General features: G+C 72.5%; 11 protein-coding genes. 1 reads left to right on the forward strand and 10 read right to left on the reverse strand.

From position 1 onward, the window contains the following. Nucleotides 1–2: 2 nt before the first annotated feature. From ACFV6E_RS32890 to ACFV6E_RS32905, 4 genes are all read right to left on the reverse strand, one after another. Nucleotides 3–1,088, reverse strand: a complete 1,086-nt coding sequence (locus ACFV6E_RS32890) for an ABC transporter permease (RefSeq protein ID WP_385466703.1) — start codon at nucleotides 1,086–1,088, stop codon at nucleotides 3–5. After that, the gene (locus ACFV6E_RS32895; protein ID WP_385466706.1) at nucleotides 1,085–2,023 is read right to left on the reverse strand and encodes an ABC transporter permease; all 939 of its coding nucleotides are present in this window, start codon (nucleotides 2,021–2,023) and stop codon (nucleotides 1,085–1,087) included. Before ACFV6E_RS32895 ends, ACFV6E_RS32890 begins: the two co-directional genes overlap by 4 nt. Further along, nucleotides 2,016–3,683 (reverse strand): ABC transporter substrate-binding protein, encoded by a 1,668-nt coding sequence (locus ACFV6E_RS32900; protein ID WP_385466709.1) that lies wholly within the window; start codon nucleotides 3,681–3,683, stop codon nucleotides 2,016–2,018. Before ACFV6E_RS32900 ends, ACFV6E_RS32895 begins: the two co-directional genes overlap by 8 nt. A 204-nt stretch (nucleotides 3,684–3,887) precedes the next feature. Next, nucleotides 3,888–5,831 carry a primary-amine oxidase gene (locus ACFV6E_RS32905; RefSeq protein WP_385466712.1) on the reverse strand — a complete coding sequence of 648 codons (1,944 nt, stop codon included), beginning with the start codon at nucleotides 5,829–5,831 and terminating at the stop codon, nucleotides 3,888–3,890. A 98-nt stretch (nucleotides 5,832–5,929) separates the two neighbouring features. Here ACFV6E_RS32905 and ACFV6E_RS32910 point away from each other — a divergent pair, with 98 nt between their 5' ends. Beyond that, complete coding sequence (locus ACFV6E_RS32910) at nucleotides 5,930–6,652, forward strand: GntR family transcriptional regulator (RefSeq protein WP_385466715.1); 723 nt, start codon at nucleotides 5,930–5,932, stop codon at nucleotides 6,650–6,652. 107 nt (nucleotides 6,653–6,759) lie between these two features. Here the strand turns inward: ACFV6E_RS32910 and ACFV6E_RS32915 are convergent, their stop codons facing one another. The 6 genes from ACFV6E_RS32915 to ACFV6E_RS32940 form a co-directional block, all read right to left on the reverse strand. After that, complete coding sequence (locus tag ACFV6E_RS32915) at nucleotides 6,760–9,534, reverse strand: FAD-dependent oxidoreductase (protein WP_385466718.1); 2,775 nt, start codon at nucleotides 9,532–9,534, stop codon at nucleotides 6,760–6,762. After that, nucleotides 9,531–10,982 carry an aldehyde dehydrogenase family protein gene (locus ACFV6E_RS32920; protein WP_385466721.1) on the reverse strand — a complete coding sequence of 484 codons (1,452 nt, stop codon included), beginning with the start codon at nucleotides 10,980–10,982 and terminating at the stop codon, nucleotides 9,531–9,533. Before ACFV6E_RS32920 ends, ACFV6E_RS32915 begins: the two co-directional genes overlap by 4 nt. 82 nt (nucleotides 10,983–11,064) lie before the next feature. Then, on the reverse strand, nucleotides 11,065–12,723 hold the full coding sequence (locus tag ACFV6E_RS32925) for a glutamine synthetase family protein (RefSeq protein WP_385466724.1): 1,659 nt from the start codon (nucleotides 12,721–12,723) through the stop codon (nucleotides 11,065–11,067). After that, entirely contained in the window at nucleotides 12,710–14,125 is a 1,416-nt protein-coding gene (locus ACFV6E_RS32930; protein WP_385466727.1) for a Rieske 2Fe-2S domain-containing protein, read from the reverse strand. The genes ACFV6E_RS32925 and ACFV6E_RS32930 overlap by 14 nt, the downstream gene beginning before the upstream one ends. Before the next feature lie 377 nt (nucleotides 14,126–14,502). After that, nucleotides 14,503–15,030 (reverse strand): hypothetical protein, encoded by a 528-nt coding sequence (locus tag ACFV6E_RS32935; RefSeq protein WP_385466730.1) that lies wholly within the window; start codon nucleotides 15,028–15,030, stop codon nucleotides 14,503–14,505. A gap of 786 nt (nucleotides 15,031–15,816) precedes the next feature. Then, nucleotides 15,817–17,940, reverse strand: coding sequence for an ATP-binding protein (locus tag ACFV6E_RS32940; RefSeq protein ID WP_385466733.1), 2,124 nt, complete (start codon nucleotides 17,938–17,940; stop codon nucleotides 15,817–15,819). Between the last annotated feature and the right edge of the window lie 47 nt (nucleotides 17,941–17,987).

Here is a 17,987-nt window from a genome sequence, read left to right on the forward strand (position 1 = left end):
CTCTAGCCTTTCCGTATGCGTGGATCGAGGACCGTGTAGAGGACGTCCACCGCGTAGTTGACGAGGACGAACAGCAGGGCAATGGCGAGCGCGGCGCCCTGGACCACGGGGTAGTCGCGCTGGAGCACGCCCTGCACCAGCAGCCGGCCGACGCCGCCGTAGGAGAAGACGGTCTCGGTGATCACCGAGCCGCCCAGCAGGGAGCCGAACTGCAGGCCGAGGACCGTCACGATCGGCAGCCAGGAGTTGCGCAGCACGTGCCGCCGGATCACCACGCCCTCCGCGAGCCCCTTCATCCGGGCGGTCCTGACGTAGTCGTCGCCGAGGACGTCCAGGACGGAGGCGCGCACGATGCGGGTGACGTACCCGGCCATCGACAGCGCCAGGGTGGTGGCGGGCAGGATCAGGTGCTGGATCCAGGGACCGATCAGATCGGGGCGGTTCTGCAGAATCGCGTCGAGCAGGATGAAGTTGGTGGTGGGCCGGTAGTCGAGCGAGCTGGGCAGGCGGCCCAGGACGGGCAGCCAGCGCAGTTGGACGCCGAAGACGACGACGGCGATGACACCGAGCGCGAACCACGGCAGGGAGAAGCTGACGGTCGCCACGGCCCGGGTCGCGGTGTCGGTCCAGGTGCCTTTGCGCAGTGCGGCGGCCACACCGGTGACCACGCCCAGGAGTACGGCCACGGTCATCGCCGCCAGGGTCAGTTCGATGGTTGCCGGGAGGGCGTCGCCCAGCAGGCCGAGGACGCTGTTGGAGCCGAAGAACGACTCACCGAGGCGCAGGTGCACCAAGTCGTCGAGGTAGGTGACGTACTGGGTGAGGAGCGGCTGGTCGAGGCCGAGCGCCGCGCTTGCCCGGGCCTCGTTCCGGGCGATCTCCTCGGCCGTGAGGTTCGTTCCGCCGCCCGACAGGGAGGCGGCGGGCGAGCCGGGCAGCAGGCGCATGGCGACGAACACCAGGGTCGCCAGCGCGAACATGACGACCGGGATGCCGAGCAGCCTGCGGGACATGGCCTTCAGCGTCTCCGCCCGTTCTGACCTGGGACGGTGCGGGCGCCGCACGCGCGGCAGCGGGAGGGTGGTCATGCGGTGCCCTTCGGGTCGAGCGCGTCCCGCAGGTCGTCGCCCACGAAGTTGCAGGCCACGACGAACACCAGGGTCAGGGCCGCCGGCAGCACCACGAGGCGGGGTGCGGTGTACAGGAACTCCTGGCCGGCCTGGACCATGTAGCCCCAGTCGGGGGTGGGCGGCTGGATGCCGAGGCCGAGGTAGGACAGGCCGGCGGCGAAGCCGGCCGCGACCGACAGCGTCATGACGACCTGGGCCACCATCGGTCCGGCGATGTTGGGGAGGATCTCCTGCGCCAGGATGCGCGGGGTGCGGGTGCCGCCGAGGCGTGCGGCGACGACGTAGTCCCGGGCCGTCTCCCGGGCCGTGAGCGCTCGGGCCAGCCGTGCCAGGCCGGGGGCGAGGGACACGCCGACCCCGACGACGAGGCTGGTGGTGCCCGGTCCGGCGGTGGCCACCAGCAGGATGACGAGGAGGATGGAGGGGAAGGCGAGGGCCAGGTCGACGGCGCGCATCAGCACCTGTTCCAGGGCGCCGCCCGCGTAGCCGGCGAGGAGTCCGACGCCGGTGCCGATGGCGGCGGCCAGGGCGGTGGAGGCGAACGCCACGAGCAGCAGCGGCCTCGCTCCGTGCACCAGCCGGGCCAGTTCGTCGCGGCCGAGGTCGTCGGTGCCGAGCGGATGGCCGGGCGAGCCGAAGGGCAGCAGCACCGAGCCGGTCTGCCGGACCGGGTCGGCGGAGAGCAGCAGGGGTCCGGCGAGGGCGGTCAGGACGATCGCGACGAGGAACACCCAGGACACCGTCGCGGGCCAGGACGTGCCGATGCCGTACCGCCGCAGCTTCGCCGGCAGTCCCCGGCCACGGCCTTGGCGTCCGGCGGTGCGGCCGGGGGCGGGGAGCGCGGCGGGCACCTCGGCGGTGCCGGTGGTGGCGGCGCCCGTGGGGTCAGACACTGGCTTTCTCCATGAAGCAGCGGTGGGTGCCCAGCGCGGCGGTGTTGATGCCCTTCACCTTCGAGCCGCTGACCACGAGGTTGGTGGCGCACGCCAGCATGGCGATCACCATGTACTCCTCCGCCCAGCGCCGCTGGAGCTTCGAGTAGGCGGCGGTGCGCTTCTTGCCGATCGGCAGGTTCTTGGCCTCCGCCAGTTCCTCGGCCAGGGTGTCGGCGCCGTCGAGGGTGTCCAAGCCGGTGATGGTGGAGCCGTACAGGCCGGTGGGGTTAGCCATGGAGCCGACCATGTTGTGGGGGTCGGGGACGTAGGAGTTGCGCTCCCAGATCATCAGGTCGTGGTACTCGTCCTCGCCGTCGCTGAGCCGGCTGAAGTAGGAGGCCGGGTCGACGGAGCTGGTCTTCACCTTGAAGCCGGCGTCCTCCAGGTTCTGCTTGACGATCTGCGCGGCCTTGGGATGCCAGGAGTCGCTAGCTGCCATCAGGCCCAGTTCGCGGCCCTCGGCGCCGGCTTCCTTCAGCAGTTTCTTCGCCTGGGCGAGGTTCCTCGTGCTGAGGTCGGCGAGGCCGGTGTCGTAGCCGGGCTGAGCCGGTGGGATCGCGTAGCCGTCGGGTGTGCCGGCGACGCCGAAGAAAGCCTGCTGGACGATCGCCTTGCGGTCGATGGCGAGGTTGATGGCCTTGCGCACCTTCAGTTCGGGTACGCGCCGGGCGTCGATCATCAGGATCGCGTCGAAGACCTTCGGGGTGTCGTGGACGGTGACCGCCGGATCATTCTTGAGCTGGTCGACGGCGGAGTACGGGGTGAACTGGGTGGCGGAGACCTCGCCGCTGAGCAGGGAGCTGACGATCGCCGAGGGGTCCTGGACCTGGCGCAGGACCAGGCGGTCGATCGGCGGCCGGCCGAGCCGGAAGCCGTCGAAGGCCTCGAGGGTGATGGACTGCCCGGAGGTGGCCGAGGAGAACTGGAAGGGGCCGGTGCCGACGAGGTGCTTGCCGATGTCGGGTCCGTGCTGGTCGAGGGCGGCCTTGGAGATGACGCGGCCGCCGATGTCGGAGAGCTGGGCGAGGACGGTGCGGTCGGGTGCCTTGAGCACCAGCTTGACGGTGAGGTCGTCCTCGGCGGTGAGCGAGGCGACGTTGTTGCCGAGGGAGGCGAGCGGTCTCGTCGCGCCCTTGGGCAGGGTCTTGTGCTCGGGGTCGAACTGCCGCTCCAGGCTGGCCAGGACGTCGGCGGAGGTCAGCACCGTGCCGTCGTGGAACTTCACGTCCTCGCGGAGGGCGAAGGTGTAGGTGAGCCGGTCGTCGGAGATCGTCCAGCTCTTGGCGAGGTCGGGCGTGGGTTCGCTGGTCTCGAAGGAGATGAAGGTGAGCCCGCGGCAAATGCAGTCCACCGCCATCCAGTCGCCCAGGGTCGTGTAGAAGGCGGGGTCGTTGACCGCGCTGGTGGAGTCGATCGCGAGGGTGAGGGTGCCGCCCTCGCCGGATCCGCCGCCGGACTTTCCTGACCCGTCGTCGGCCACACCGCAGGCGGTGAGCAGCGGCGTCAGTCCGAAGCCCGCTCCGACGCCGAGAACGGCGGCGCCGCGCAGCACGGAGCGGCGGGAAACCTGCGGTTCGGCCGGGCGGAGTGCGGGTGATCCCTGCGGCTGATCCGGCATGAGGGCCTCCTTGGGGCACCGTTCCTCAACGAAAGGATCTGATCTCAGGAGTTCGTGGATCTAATCTTGTCCCGATTGGATCCAAAGGCATGCTGTCCGGCTCGCGAGTCCGAGCCGTGTCCCGGGTGTTACGTGCGCATGAAACCGGGATCTTGTGCGACATCTGCGCAGATCCGCCACTGGGTACGAACTTGTGACGGTTCGTCAGTTCGTGCAGCAGTGGTCGGTGCCGGCCGACGGGTCGGGGATGTCCATGGCCGGGTTGCGGTCGAAGAAGCCGTCGGGCTCGAAGACCAGCCGCACCCGGTCGACCGGCATGACCGGCCACTGCTCGGGCCGGGGGAAGTGGTGGGTCCCCACGACCGGCCACAGCACCAGCTCGGCTCCGTCCAGCGAGCGGTCCTGACGCTGCCAGACCTGCACCCCGTCCTCGCCGGGCTCCGCCTGGTTCGGGTACTGCCCGCCGATGTACCGCTCGGCGGGGTCGGAGACCGTCGCCCACAGGTGCTGGTGGACGAAGGGTGCGCGGCGGGCCATCACCGAGTCGGGCCGCGCGAAGGGCCGGGTGGTGTTGGGCAGCAGCAGCCGGTACGCCGTCGGCTCCCCGTAGCGGTTCTCCTTCTCCGCGCTCTCCACCCGCCAGTGCCGGGAGGTCGCCGGGTCGGTCCGGCGGGCGGCCTGGGACTCCTTGAGCAGCGGCGTGCGCACCATACGGACCGCGTTGCCGTACGGGTCGTGACGCGGGTCGTCCTCCGCCTGCGCGTTCTCCTCGACCAGGCGGTTGAGCGGGCCGTCCACGGCGGCGTCCAGGCGCAGGCCGAAGTAGTGCTGGTGCGTGGGGGTCTGGACGTGGCGTGAGACGACCCGGCCGTGCCGCACCTCCTCGCCCTCCGCGATCCCGGAGGCCGACAGCATGCCGGTCAGCTTGATCTCCAGCTCGATCCGGCCGTCCTGGTAGAGCGACCAGTAGAAGCCGTAGTCGTAGTTGGCCACCGTCTGGAAGCTGGAGATGATCAGCCGCCGGGAGCGGCGCACCTCGCTCACCCCGCGGCGCAGGTCGTTGTGCTTCCAGAGGATGCCGTCGTCCTCCTCGTGCATGCAGACCGCCTGGGCGATCTCCTCGGCGGCTCCGTCACCGCCCAGGTAGGCCGCGTCGAAGTAGTGGATGACGCCCAGGCAGTCACAGCCCAGCGCCAGCGAGTTGGTCAGCGGACCCGCGCCGTACTCGCCCCAGTCGAAGAAGTTCTTGCGGAACTGCGTGGAGCTCGGGTCGAGGTAGGGGACGTACATCTCGTTGCAGGCGGCCCGCTTGAGCACCGAGCGCCCCAGGAAGGCCAGGTCGTACAGGACCAGGCCCTCGCGGTGGGTGAAGCCGACCCGGAACTCCCAACCCTGCCAGGAGACCCGGTGCCCGTCGACGGTGAAGCTCGGCCCCTCGGGCTGCACCACCTCCAGCGGTTTCAGCCCCTCGCGGTCCGGGCCGAACCCGCCGGCCGACAGCGGACCCGCCTCCTCGGAGACCGGGACGACGCCGTGGTCCTCGACCTCCAGCACCTCCATCGTCGCCATGTCGATGATCGGTATGACTCCCTGCACGGGACGCACATAGGCGTTGTCGTCCTCCTGGACCCGGTGCCAGACCGAACCCCAGGTGACCCTGCGGTCCTTGTACTTCTCCGGCACGAACCCGCCGATGGACTCGGCGTCGATCACCGTCAGCGACACGTCGTGGATGCCCCGCCGGGCCAGCGCCTCGCGGAACAGCGGGCTCTCCCGGCACGCCCGCGCGGCCGCGCGTGCCTCCGTCGAGGTGATGCCGGGCCGCCGGACGTCCACAGGGCGCCACGCCAGGCAGCGCGGCTCGGCCCCGAGCTGTACGTCGATCTCCCAGGCGCCGGGGACGTCGTGGTCCATCGCCACGAGACCCACCCGCACCTCGCCCGCGGGCTGCCGGCCGGCCATCACCTCACGGGCGAAGGTCTCGTCGAGGACCGCGCCCCAGAACCTGGTCCGCTCGCCGAGCCGGCCGTCGGCCCGCGCCACGGTGACGGCCGCGTCTATCTCCCCGGGGGACAGCGGGTCGAGCGGGTGGGTGCGCTCGCGCCGCGCGAGGACACGGGTGCTGACGCTGCCGGGCTGGTTGTTCATGATGCGCTCCGCTCACTTGCACTGACCGGATTTTTTGGATCCTGTAACCGATAGAATGGATACAGACAGCTTTTTGGTCCCGACCAGAGGGAGACCTCATGGACACCGCCCCGGCCCCCGACGCGGACTCCCCCGCCGGAAAGGGCAAGGCGCTCGTCGACGACACCGCCGCCGCGATCCGCGCACGGATCCTCTCCGGCGAGATCCCCATCGGGGCGCAGCTGCGCCAGGCCGAACTCGCCAAGATGCTCGGCGTGAGCCGCACCCCCGTACGGGAGGCGCTGCGCCAGCTCCAGGCGGGCGGCCTCATCGAGGTGCTCCCCCACCGTGGCGCCGTGGTCCGCGTCCCCGCCCCCTGGGAGGTCCGCGAGGCGTACGAGATCCGCGCCGAGCTCGAAGGACTCGCCTGCGTCCGCGCGGTCCGCGCGATCACCCCCGACACCCTGCGGGAACTGCGCGAGGCCAACGACACGGTGCGTACCGTCAGCGGCCGCCCCGCGCCCGGCGAGGGCGCCTCGCCCTCCACCGCCGCCAACGACTGCTTCCACACCCTGATCCACACCGTCGCCGGTAACCAGCGGCTCGCCCGCGCCATCAAGGACATCAACGAGGCGTTCCCGCGCAACGTCTCCGCCCTCGTCCTCCAGGACAACCCCCGCCACCGCGAGGACAACATCCGGGAGCACGAGCGGATCGTCGAGGCACTCGCCGCGGAGGATGCCGAGCGGGCGCGCGGCGAGATGAAGGCCCATGTGATCAACGCGGGCGAGCAACTGGCCCGCTGGTACGAGCAGCGGTCGGCCACCGTCTTCCGGGGCTGACGAGCGGACGGCTGGGTCCGGGGCTGACGTACAGGCAGTTCGGACCGGGGCTGACGTACAGGCAGTTCGGACCGGGGCTGACGCGCAGGCAGCGCGAGGCGCGCGGCTCACGCTCCGGCCCCGTCCGTGACGCCCATCGCGGCCGGGGACAGGAAGTCCAGGTCCGGGCGCTCCTTGCCCTCCGCCAGATCCGCGAGCGCGGCTCCGAGCGCGGGCCCGAACTTGAAGCCGTGCCCGGAACAGGCCGCCGCCACGAACACCCTTTCCTCACCCGGCAGCCGGCCGACGGCGAACCGGTTGCCGGGCGCCATCGTGTAGCGGCAGGTGATCGTCTCCTCCACCGGCCCGTCGGCCGCCGGCAGGAACCGCGAGGCCAGACCGAGGAGCCGGTCGCGTTCGGCCCCGGTGACCGGCCCGGCGGGTACCGAGGGGTCGTCCCCGGGACCGTGGTCCAGGCCGATCTTGACGCCGGCACCGTCGACGGCCGGAATCCCGTACAGCAGGCCGATGTCCGGGACCTCCACGGAGAAGGCGCCCAGCAGCGGCGGCTCCAGCAGGTGCCGCCGCGAGGAGCCGAGGTGTACGTTCACGATCCGCACCACGCTCAGCGCCCGGGCGAAGGCGGGCAGCAGTTCACCGGTCCAGGGGCCCGCGCAAACGACCAGCCGGTCCGCGCGCAGCACGCCCCGCTCCGTGTCGACCCGCACGCCGCCGCCGTCCCGGCGCCAGCCGAGCACCCCGCAGCCGTCCCGCCGGTCCACGCCGTGCGCGCGGCCGAGCGCCGCCAGCGCGGTGAGCGCGCCTTGCGCGTCGATGACTCCGGCGGCCGGGTCGTGCACCGCGGAGAAGCCCTCGCACAGGCGCAGCCCGGGAAACAGTTCCGCGGCACGGACGTGGTCGACGTTCTCGCAGCCAGGACCGCGCAGGGTGCCCGGGGCACCGGCCGGCCTGGCGTACAGGCCCCCGGTGGTCGTCACCAATCGCTGTCCGGCGGCGAGTTCGAGTTCCTCCCAGGCCCCGTAGGCGGTGTCGACCAGGCCGTCCCAGACCGGGGAGGGGTAGGCACGCCGGATCATTCTCGTCCGGCCGTGCGAGGAGCCCTCGGTGTGGCCGGCCGGGAACCGGTCGAGGTGGATGACGCGCGCGCCGCGCGCCGCCAGGTGCCAGGCGGCGGACGAGCCGTGGATACCGGCCCCGACGACGATGACGTCGGCCCGGTCGCCGGTGGTCACGGGCGCCCGTACGGAGGCTGCTTCCGAAGCGCGGGTGGTCCCGGCCACCCGTGCGGAGGCGGCATCCGAAGCGGTGGTCCCGGCCAGCCGTGCGGAGGCGGCATCCGAAGCGGTGGAGTCGGCCGCCCGTACGGAGGCGGCATCCGAAGCGGTGGTCCCGGCCACCCGCACGGAGGCGGCATCCGAAGCGGTGGAGTCGGCCACCCGTACGGAGGCAGCATCCGAAGCGGTGGTCCCGGCCACCCGCACGGAGGCAGCATCCGAAGCCGTGGTGGTCCCGGCCACCGGGGTGGAGGCGACGGCGGGAGAAGCGGCGGAAGCGGCGGCGGGAGAGGCCGCGGACTCGGCGGCGGGAGAGGCCGCGGACTCGGCGACGGGGGCCGCGGCCGTCGGGGACCCGGGAGCCGCGGTCCGTACCGCTCGGCGCCGCCGTTCGCGTGCCGTCAGCGCGGCGATGAGCGCGTCCACGTCGTCCTCGCTGTTGTAGACGTGCAGGGAGGCGCGGGCGACCCGGTCCAGGCCGCGCCGGCCCAGGTCCCACTGGCCGTGCGAGGCCGGCACGGTCGTCAGGCGGAATCCGGTGGCCCGCAGGTCCCGTACCGTCTCGCGCGGGTCCTCGTCCTCGCGCAGGAAGGTCACGATGCCCGAGGCCGCCGCCGGCGGGTCGACGGGCCGGATGCCCGGTACGGCCGACAGCCCGGCCCGCAGCCGTGCGGCCAGCGCGGTCACGTGGTCCCGGATCCGCTCGACACCGAGGCCGAGTGCCTCCTCCAGGGCCGTACCGAGACCCAGCCGCAGCGCGTGGGAGGACTCCCACGTCTCGTAGCGCCGGGCGCCCGGTACCACCTCGTAGCGGTAGGCCGCCGACCACTGGGCGCCGCGTACGTCGGGAGCGGCCGGCCTGGCACGCTCCCGCACCCGCGGAGCGACGTACAACAGGCCCGTGCCCCGCGGTCCGCGCAGGAACTTGCGGCCGGTGGCGACGACGATGCCGCAGCGCATCTCCTCGACGCCGACCGGCAGTTGGCCCAGCGACTGCGTCGCGTCCAGCAGCAGCGGCACCCCCGCACGGGCGGCCAGGGCGCCCGCCTCGGCGACCGGCTCCACGAGACCGGAGGAGGTGGGGACATGGGCGATCGTGAGGAGCGCCGCCGGTTCGCGCAGGGCACGCTCCAGGGCGCCGAGGTCCACCTGCCCGCTCGCGTCCGTGGGCAGCACCTCCAGCACGATGCCGTGCGAGTCCCGCATCTGAAGCAGGTGCAGGGCGGAGCTGACGTAAGTGGAGGACGAGGCCAGGACGCGGTCGCCCGCCTTGAGCCGCAGGGCGCCCATCGCCCGCTGCCAGGCCGTGGAGGCGCTCTCCACCAGGGCGATGTCCTCCGGCGCGGCGCCGATCAGCCGGGCCGCCGAGCGGTACACGCTTTCCGTACGGTCGGCCAGCGCCTCGGCCGCCTCGTAGCCGCCGAGCAGCGACTCCAGGCGCAGGTGTTCGGTGACGGCGGCCAGGGTCGCCGCGCTGGGCAGGGCCGCGCCGGCGGCGTTCATGTGGTGGGCGTGGCGCATGCCGGGGGTGGCGGCGCGCAGCGCGGCGACGTCGAGGGCCGGTCCTCGCGGCGCCGGCGGGGAGACCGCAGCCGTGTCGGTACTCATAGTGCGACGACCACCGCCTTGCGCTCGCAGTAGGAGTACAGGGCGTCGTCGCCCAGGTCCCGGCCAAGGCCCGAGTCGCCGAACCCTCCGAAGGGCAGCGCCGGGTCGAAGACGTTGTACGTGTTGATCCACACCGTTCCGGCCCGCAGCCGCGCGGCGATGCGGTGGGCGCGGGAGAGGTCCTTGGTCCACACGCCCGCGGCGAGTCCGTAGGCGGTGTCGTTGCCGATGGCGACGGCCTCCTCCTCGTCCTCGAAGGGGATCACTCCCATCACCGGGCCGAAGATCTCCTCGCGGGCGATGCGCATGTCGTTGGTGACGCCGGTGAACAGGGCCGGCTCGATGAAGTAACCCGGTCGGTCCGGCACTTGACCGCCCGTCACCAGCGTCGCGCCCTCGGCGACACCGGCCTCGACGTACGACAGGACCTGCCCGCGCTGCTCCTCGGAGACCAGCGGACCGACGGTGATCCCGCCGTCCAGGCCGCCTCCGACGGGCACCTTGCGCACCGCCTCGGCCAGGCGCTCCTCCATCTCGGTGAGGATCGCGCGCTGGACCAGCAGCCTGCTGCCGGCCGTGCACATCTGCCCGGAGTGGCCGAAGGCGGCCCGCATCGCGGTGGTGACGGCGGCGTCCAGGTCGGCGTCGGCGAAGACGATGTTGGGGCTCTTGCCGCCGAGCTCCAGGGTGAGGCGCTTGACGGTGGGGGCGGCGGCAGACATCACCAGTCGGCCGACCTCGGTGGAACCGGTGAAGGACACCTTGGCGACACCCGGGTGCGCGGTAAGCGCGGCACCCGCTTCGCCGTCGCCGGTGAGCACGTTGAGCACCCCCGGCGGCAGACCCGCCTCCGCGCACAGGGCGGCGACACGGAGCATGGTCAGCGGGGTCTGCTCGGCGGGTTTGACCACGACGGTGCAGCCCGCGGCCAGCGCGGGGGCCAGCTTGAAGCAGCCCGTCATGACCGGGAAGTTCCACGGCAGGATCAGCGCGGCCACGCCCACGGGTTCGGGCACCGTGTAGACGTGGTGGCCGGCGTCCAGGGGCACGACCGTGCCGGTCAGCCGGGTCGGGGCGCCCGCGAAGTGGCGGAACGTCCGGGCACTCATCGCGGTGTCCGCGCGGGAGCGTTCGATCGGCTTGCCGTTGTCGCGGGTCTCAAGGACCGCCAGTTCCTCGGCGTGCTCCTCGATCAGCTCGGCGATCCTGTTCAGCACCCGGCCTCGCTCGGCGGCCGGCAGACCACGCCAGCGGCCGTCCTCGTGCGCCCGGGCGGCCGCGCTCACCGCGGCGTCGACGTCCTCGGGTGTCGCCTGCGCGACGTGGCTCAGGACGGTCTCCGTGGCCGGGTCGAGGACGGGGAACGTACGGCGGTCGCCGGGGGCGATCCACCGGCCGTCGACGAGAAAGGGTTCCAGCGGCAGGGGTTGGGCCTTGAACGTGGTCATGGAGTCTTCCGTGAGGTGTCGGTCGGCCGCGGAAGGCCGGGATGCGGTCCGGAATGCCCGAACAGAAGGGCCGGAACACGGGTCAGACGAAATCGAAGTACTCGCGCTGCTCCCAGTCCGAGACATGCGCCAGATAGCGCGCGAACTCCGCGCGTTTGATGGTGGTGAGCCAGGAGACGACGTCCTCGCCGAACGCCTCGGCGAAGACCGGGTCCGCGTCGAGCGCGTCCAGCGCCTGGGCGAGCGAGACGGGCAGGCCGGGGGCCGCGGCGTCGTACGGGTCGGAGACCGGCGGGCCGGGGTCGAGCCGCCGGGCCATCCCGTCCATCCCGCTGACCACCTGCGAGGCGATGTAGAGGTACGGGTTGGCCGCCGGCTCTCCGGACCTGTTCTCCAGCCGGGTGCCGCCCCCACCCTGGGTGCCGACGACCCGCACCATGGCGCCCTTGTTGTCGATGCCCCACACCACCCGGTCGGGCGCCAGGGACATCGGCAGGTAGCGCTTGTAGCCGTTGACGGTGGGCGTGGTGAAGACGGTGGCGGCGGGCGCGTGCTCCAGCAGCCCGGCGAGGTAGTGCCGGCCCACCGGTGACAGCGCCTCCGCCGCCGAGGTCTGACCCGTTGAGGTCCGCCCCGCCGGAATCCGTTCCGCCGGAATCCGTTCCGCCGGGGTCCGTTCCACCGGGGTCCGTGCCGCCGAGACCTGTCCCGCCGAGGCCCTTCCCGCCGCCGGGTCGAAGACGGGCTCACCGGTCGCCCGGGAGCGCAGCGACTGGTGCAGGTGCCAGCCGGTCGACGCGGTCTCCGCCGTGGCCGGACGCGACATGAACGTCGCGTGGTAGCCGTTCCTGCGGCAGATCTGCCGCACCGCCGCGCGTGCCAGCAGCGCGTCGTCCGCGGCCCGCGCCGCGTCCCGTGCGTCCAGGGTCAGCTCCAGCTGGCTGGGCCCGAACTCCAGCTCCAGGGAGCGCAGCGGCAGATCGAGACCGGTGAGCCCGCGGTACAACAGGTCCACCAGGTCGTCGAGCCGGTCCAGACCCTCCTCGTGCAGGAGCTGCGAGCCGCTGCTCAGCGGCTCCACCTCCGGTGCCGGGCCGGGCGCGCCCGGCCGTCCCACGCCCACCGGCGCGGGCCCGCCGGCCACCGGACGGTAGACGTGGAACTCCAGCTCCACGCCGACGGTGAGCTCGTACCCGGCCTGTGCCAGTGCGGCCAGCCTGCCGCGCAGCAGACCGCGCGGGCAGAACGACGCGGGAGTGCCGTCCGGGTGGTAGAGGTCGCACAGGATCCAGCCGGTCCGTCCGGCCCACGGCAGGACCCGGAACGTGGTCGGGTCGGGCACCAGGACGATGTCGCCGGCGCCGGTGAAACGCCCGGGGAGCAGTGGGCCGCCGCCCGAGCCGCTCGGGCCTCCCGAGAAGACGGGGAGGACGGTCCGGCCCGAGGTGTCCTTCAGCAGCAGCGAGGACGGTGCGGTGACGCCCGAGCGCAGCGCGCCGGGCACCGCCTCACGGGTGAGTGTCTTGCCGCGCAGCACCCCGTGCTGGTCGGCGAAGGAGAACCGCACCCGTTCCAGACCGAGTTCGTCGATCACCCGGCGGACGTGGCCGGCCGCCGCGTACTGCCGCTCGTCCCACAGCCCGTGCCGCTCGACGAAGCCGCCGGCTGCGGCGGAGGCCAGCGGGCGGGCGCTCGGCCCGTCGCCGCCCTCGGCCCGCGGCCGCTCGTCAGCGCTGCGCACTGCCCACCTCCCGCACTTCCAGGCCCGCCCACGGGGACCGTGCGCGACGCTCCGACTCCCGCTGCCGCCAGGCCTCTTCCCAGCCGTCCGCGGGCGTGATGGTGTCGATGGCCAGGGGGCCGGTCAGTTCCTCGGCCGACCGCGCGTCGAGCGGCAGGCCGGGCACCGGATTGCCGTTCTCGAAGGACGTGATCGCCTTCAGCAGGAGCCTGCGGTTGGCGGTGACCGCTCGGTCGGACACGCCCAGCCGCTCGACGGTACGGTCCTGGATCGGCCCCATGCTCTCCACCGCCCACTGGTCGTGGACGTTGATGTCGAGACCCATGCCGGTGTAGGTGAGCTCCCGCTGCTCCCTGGGGTCGAAGCCCCAGTCGTTGCGGCGGTTGCGCAGCGGCCGGTAGTCGGGCAGGGAGACCTCCTTGAGGCGCTGGGCGAGCAGCGTCTCCTTGTCGGTGATTCCCTCGAAGTCGTAAAGGATCATGAACCAGTAGTGGTTCTCGTCGTCGATCGGGACGTGCCACTGGCAGAAGGCCTTACCGTTGCCGAAGGGCACCACGAAGGCGTTGGGGAACACCAGGTTGGTGATCCGTACGTGCCGGACGTCCTCGGTGAGGTCGCGCAGCGCGAAGACCCGCAGGCCGTGCTCGGCGCTCTCCACCTCGATGTCCGGACGGAAACTGGCTCCGACCAGCTCCGAGAGCTTCTTCCCGGTGCCCGCCACCTCCTCGCTGAACTGCTGCCCGTACACCTCGCGCGGGTCCTCGCCGACGAAGCGGTGCAGGAAGGAGACGTGACTCGGGTCGATCCCGCCCTCCACGCCCTGCAGCCAGTTGCACTCCCACCAGCCCTTGAAGGCGAAGGTGTACTCCTCGGGCGCACGGAAGCAGTCGTACGCCGGGAAGGGCGGCGGATCTCCGGTCCCGAGGTAGGCGAAGACGATGCCGTTGCGCTCCACGCAGGGGTAGCTCGGGATGCGCACCTTGGCGGCGAAGCCGCTGTGCTCGGGTTCCGCGGGCTGCTCCAGGCAGCGGCCGTCCGGGCCGTAGAGCCATCCGTGGTAGAGGCACCGCAGTCCGCCGTTCTCCCGGCGTCCGTAGGAGAGGTCGACGCCCCGGTGGGCGCAGTACCGGCCGACCAGGCCCCAGGCACCGCCCTCGGCCGCACCCTGCGGACGGTCCGTCCCGCCCTGCGGACGGCCCGTCCCGTCGCCGGCCGGACCGGGGGCGCCGTCCCTCCGGAAGAGAACCAGGTCCTCACTCATGATGCGGATCGCCTTGACCGGCCGTTCCCCCGGCATCTCCGAGACGAGGGCGACCGGCTGCCAGTAAGCACGCATGAGCTGTCCGAGGGGCGTGCCCGGGCCTGTGCGGGTAACGCGCTCGTTGTCCTCGCGTCTGAGCATCGCGCTCCTCCTGCGATCCGGTTCAGCTCCGACTGACATCTGTTTCTGCATCCGACCTACGTGCAGTTGGATCCAATCTTGACATAAGGAGATCCAAAACAACAGAGGCGCATACGCCGGCGTCACCGCGCGACCTCCCCCGGCCGTGCCGGTTCTCGCTAAACCGGGGCGTGCGGCGCGCGCGTTGCACGGTGCGAGGCGGGTGGTCCGCACGTGTACGCGGGCGGGTGGTCCGCACATGTACGCGGGGCGGGTGGTCCACGCGAACGCGCGGGGCGGGTGGTCCACGCGAACGCGGGGCGGGGTGTACGTGCCCGCCGCGGTTCGGCGTCCTCGATTCCGGCGGGGCATCGTCGCCGCCGCGTGCCGCGACGCCGTCAGGGCAGTCCGAGCATGACCGCCATGGCGGTGACCATGAGCGCGCCGCCCGCCTCGCCGAGCAACAACGCGCGCCGCGCCGGAGGGCGTGCGACGAGCCGGGGCGGCCACGCCTGGCGCACGAGCACCGCAGCCGCGCGGGCCACGCCCCAGCACGCGACGGCGAACAGCACCGGCCATGTCGCGAATCCGGCCGGTGCGACGCCATCTGCGAGGCCGGCGGAGACGTCACCGGTGACGCCACCGGCATGATGGCTTCCTTCCACAACCACCATGGCCGCCGCCAGCAGCGCCATCGCGGCCGTGTCCACCGACTCCGCGGATCCGCGGGACGGACACCCCGCGCGCAACTGCCACAGGAAGGCGACGACGAGCGCGACGGTTCCCGCCACCAGTGGGACCCGCCCACCCGATCCCGGGGCCATCGGCAACATGGCAGCCAGCGCAACCGCGTGCGGCGCCCACTGCCGTACGCGGCAGGGCAGATGGCCGATGAGGCACAGCGCTCCGCCGACGAGCCCGGTCACCCACAACACCTCATGCATGGAACCGACGCCGAACGGACAAGAGCACACCCGCGACGGGCCTGCCGGACGGCGGTCGGCGGAGACGGGCCGGACCGCCACGCTCGCGCGGACGCCCTGTGCCGGGCGAGGGAACGAATGAATGAGGTGACGTGCTCACGGTTCTCCTGATGTCACTCGCGCGGGACGACGTCTCGCGGACAGGAACAAACCTGAGCCGTACATGTTTCGCGGCCGACCGACCTCGGTTTCCCACCAGTAACGATGCCAAGGCCGGGGCGACCAAGGCAGAAGCGCACAAGAGGTGCACCGGCCCCGGTCCGGGCTTCTGGGGACGCCGCCCGGTCCGCACCACCACCTGGCGACTCAGAACCCGCCTCCGCCAGCGATGCATCCTCGGGGTTCGGGGCCGGTGAGGTCGGTCGCGGGCGCCGTCGAAGTAGCGGCGGGCGCCGTCGAGGAGTTGGCTGATGACGCCAAAACCCTCATCGGTGCCCCGCGCACCCTCGGCGCGCGAGGTCACCAGCCGGCTCGCCCGTCACCCCGCCGCGCTCCCGGACGAAGTCACGCTCTACCCCAAGCAACTCCTCGCGCGCTGCCCGGAGCTGAACGTCACCACGGAATGCGTCCGTGACGTCGCCGAGATGCTCACCCGCCTTGACGACCGGCGGCATCCGGAGTGGATCACTGCTGCGGAGAGCTCCGCCCCGCCGCCGGTGCGACGTTCCGCCACCCATCTGAGCAGCGACTTCGAGGCGGTGACCAGCGACCTCACGGCACGCCCACCTTTCAGGTACGGCGCAGGGCGTGGGCGAGGCCGTCGTCGATGCCGGTCTTCAGGCCGGTGCGGTAGGCAGCCTCGTACGCGGCGTCCCCGACGGTCTGCCGTGCCTGACGCTCGCAGGCAGTGCGGGCGGCGATGAGTTGGGGCATGCCCATCTGGGGGCGGCCGAGGGTGTCCCAGATCTTCTGGGCCGTGCCGAGCAGTCGGGCCGCCCGCTCGCCGCGGCCGCTGTCCGCGGTCACGGAGGCCAGCAGGTCGGTGGCTGTGGCGGTACCGAGGCTGTCGTGGAGCAGGGCCTTGCCCTCCAGGGCGGCCCGAGCGTACACGGCGGCCATCTCCGGCCGGCCGAGGCCGCGCTCCGCCAGCCCGTGGATGTAGTCGGCCCAGGCACGGGCCCACCGCTCGCCTAGCCGGTCGCACTCCCTGTGCAAGGCGTCGGCCACCGCGGCGGCGTCTGCGAACTCCCCCAGAGCGACATGAGCGAACCCCCGGGTCGCCCAGACCATCAAGCGCGCCCCGGCGTAGGCGCTGCTGCGGTCCTGGGTGTAGGACACGGCGTCGAACACTGCGGCGGCCTCCGCGGGCTTTTCGCACAGCAGCAGGCTGATGCCGTCGAGGTAGGCGGCTGCGGTCAGCATGGCCGGGCTGTCGGCGGCCTCGGCGTGGAGGCGGAACTCCCTGCCCAGGCGCGTGGCCGTGTCGGCGTCGCCCTGCGAGACGGCGGCCACACCGCAGGCCCAGACCGCCTTGCGGCGGGCCGGGCCCGGCTCCGTCCACCGGGCCAGGGCCTGGTCCAGGTGGTGGCGGCCCGCCCGGGCGTACCCGCAGGCGAACCAGGAGAACCACAGAGCACCGCCCAGCTCCAGCGCGGCCTGCCCCTCGTTCTCGGTCAGGCAGAAGTCCAGGGCGGTGCGGAAGTTGGCGTGGTCGACGATGGCGCGCCGGCACCAGGCCACCTGGTGCGGGCCGACCCACTCGGCGTCGGCCCGCCGGGCCAGGTGCAGGAAGTGGTCGCGGTGACGGCGGGCGGTGACTCCTGCCTCGCCGAGCTCGGCCAGCCAGTCGGCGCCGAACTCGCGCACCGTGTCCAGCATCGCGTACCGCACCGCCCCCGTCGCGACGTACGCCCGCCGCTGCAGCAGCGACTTGGCCACCAGGCCGTCCAGCAGTCGCGGCACGTCGGCGGCGGCCAGCGGCCCGCCCGCGCACACCGCCTGTGCCGCCGGCTGGTCGAAGCCGCCGGCGAAGACCGACAGGCGCGCCCACAGCAGCCGCTCCCGCGGGGCGCACAGCTCGTGGCTCCAGCCGATCGTGGTGCGCAGCGCCTGATGCCGCGGCTCGCCGTGACCGTGGGCGCCGGGGTCGGCGGCGAGCACGTCGAAGCGGGCTTGGAGGTGGGCCCGGAGCTGGTCAAGGGGGAGGTCGAGCAGCCGGGCGGCGGCCAGCTCGATGGCCAGCGGGATGCCCTCCAGGCGGGCGCAGATCTCCGTCACCGTCCCCTGAGCCGCGGTGTCGGCGGCCAGACCGGGCGCGGTGCCGGCGGCCCGCTGGAGGAACAGCGCCACCGCATCCTCCCCCTGCTCCGTCCCGGACCGCGGCCGGCCGGGCCCGGGGACGGGCAGCGGGGGCACCGTCAGCACGCGTTCGTCCCGGGCGCCCAGCGGCTGGCGGCTGGTGGCCAGGACACGCAGCCCCGGGGCAGCGGTCAGAAGGCTCCCGGCGAGATCGGCGCACGGAGCGGTGAGGTGTTCGCAGCAGTCCAGGAGGAGCAGCAGCCGCTTGTCGGCCAGCCACTCGGCCACCACCTCGATCGCCGGACGGGTGGTCTGGTCGGCCAGCCGCAGAGCCTCCATGACGATCAGGGCAAGCTCCTCGGCGCCGTGCCGGCCGGTGCGGGGCACCGGAGAGAGCTCCACCAGCCACACGCCGTCCGGAAAGTCAGCACGCAGCCCGGCCGCGGTGCGCAGGGCGAGCCGGGTCTTGCCCACCCCGCCCGCACCGGTCAGCGTCACCATCCTCGCCTCCCGAAGCGCGCAGCCCGCCCTGATCAGCTCGGCCCGTCGGCCGACGAAGCCCGTGGTCTCCTCCGGCACCTCACCCGCCGGCCAGTCCGCCCTGTAGAACTCCACCCCGGCCACCCCATCGTTTCGGCTCTCTCCTGACCCCGCGTCAGACG

The sequence above is a fragment of the Streptomyces sp. NPDC059785 genome, assembly GCF_042732375.1.
Classification (GTDB): Bacteria; Actinomycetota; Actinomycetes; order Streptomycetales; family Streptomycetaceae; genus Streptomyces.